This is a genomic window from Nonomuraea cypriaca, from assembly GCF_015645445.1.
GTDB classification, from domain to species: Bacteria; Actinomycetota; Actinomycetes; order Streptosporangiales; family Streptosporangiaceae; genus Nonomuraea; species Nonomuraea cypriaca.
On record NZ_JADOGI010000515.1, the window covers coordinates 1 to 1,436 of the forward strand.

Here is a 1,436-nt window from a genome sequence, read left to right on the forward strand (position 1 = left end):
TCGCGGAGCCGGGGCCGCCGGTTGAGATCGACGCCACCGAACTGCTGTCCTGCTACGGCCTGACCGTCTGGCCCGCCGAGGTGGTGCGTTCGCCCGAGGAGGCGGTGGCCGCCGCCGAACGGCTCGGCTGGCCCGTGGTGCTCAAGGTGGCAGACCTGGACGCCTCCCGCCGCGCCGGCACCGTACGCCTCGGCCTGACCGGCCCGGAGATGGTACGTCACGCGTACGCCGAGTTCGCCGACCAGCCGGGCGATGCGGGAGAGCTGGCCGTTCAGCGCATGGCGCCCCAGCCGGCCGTCCCCACCGTGGTGGGCGTCATCGAGGACCCGGCGTTCGGCCCCGTCGTCTCCTTCGGGCTCGGCGAGGTGACCGCGCGCCTGCTGCTCGACCAGGGCTTCCGCCTCGCCCCACTGACCGGCGAGGACGCCGCCGCCCTGGTTCGCTCCGTACGGGCGGCCCCGCTCCTCTTCGGCCAGTACGGCTACCCGCCCGTAGCGGTCGACGCCCTGGAAGACCTCCTCGTACGCGTCGGCCGCCTGGCCAATGATCTCCCCGAGGTGGCCCGCCTGGACCTGGACCAGGTGCTGGTCGGCGAATCGAGCGTCATGATCCTCGGCGCCCGCGCCACCCTGCGCACCCCGGCGGGCCCGCGCCTGGACGGCGGACCGCGCAGACTCTCCTGATCCACGCACGCTCTCTTGATCCGCTCTCAGCGAAGCAGGGGAGTAGGGGAGCGAATCAGGGGGACAGAGCGCACGTTGGTACCCAACTAAAGACGTTATAGAGCGTTATATCCGGCGGGTGAGGTCACTGCCCGGCCCTGGCAGGATGGAGCCATGAGGGAAATCCGAGTCTCAGCCGCGGGCCTGCGTGAAGCGATAGAGCGCAGCGGCTACTACCCCGACCTCGTCACCGATGCGGTCGAATCCGCGCTGGGCAAGGAGGCCGTGACCGCGTTCGTGGTGCATCACGAGGCCACGTTCGATCCGGCGATGGAGGTGCGCAGGCACGTCACCGTCCTGGTCCTGACGGGCGGCCGGTTGCTGGTCTGCCACACCGACGAGCACCCGGCGGTGGAGGGCGTCTCGACCTCCCACGCCTCCACGACCACGGAGGCCGTCCGCCTGAGCCGCGTCCAGTCGGTCGCCGTGACCCGCGTGGTGCCCGACCCGGCCTCCTACGTCCCAGGCGTCCCTCCGACGGAGGTGACGCTCACGATCGGCTGGGGTGCCATCTCCCACGTGGACCTGGAGCCGGCCACGTGCGGCGACGAGAACTGCGAGGCCGACCACGGCTACACGGGCGCGATCACGGCCGACGACCTGTCGCTCCGGGTCAGCGAGGCAGCCGACGGCCCGGAGGCGGTCACCCACGTCCTCGCCTTCGCCAAGGCCCTCTCCGAAGCCACCGCCCGCGCCACCACGTAACCTCCGCCC

At 71.7% G+C, this 1,436-nt stretch carries 2 protein-coding genes; both read left to right on the forward strand.

All coding sequences use genetic code 11. The features are described 5' to 3' along the window. Positions 1 to 683: acetate--CoA ligase family protein (locus ITP53_RS55300; protein WP_195903481.1), on the forward strand; the 683-nt coding region annotated here is incomplete at its 5' end. 153 nt (positions 684 to 836) lie between these two features. Next, positions 837 to 1,427, forward strand: a complete 591-nt coding sequence (locus ITP53_RS55305) for a DUF5998 family protein (RefSeq protein ID WP_195903482.1) — start codon at positions 837 to 839, stop codon at positions 1,425 to 1,427. Positions 1,428 to 1,436: the final 9 nt, after the last annotated feature.

Bases quoted from the DNA above. Each gene is read 5' to 3' on its own strand.
- ITP53_RS55305 (WP_195903482.1), top strand. From the start codon at position 837: ATGAGGGAAATCCGAGTCTCAGCCGCGGGCCTGCGTGAAGCGATAGAG.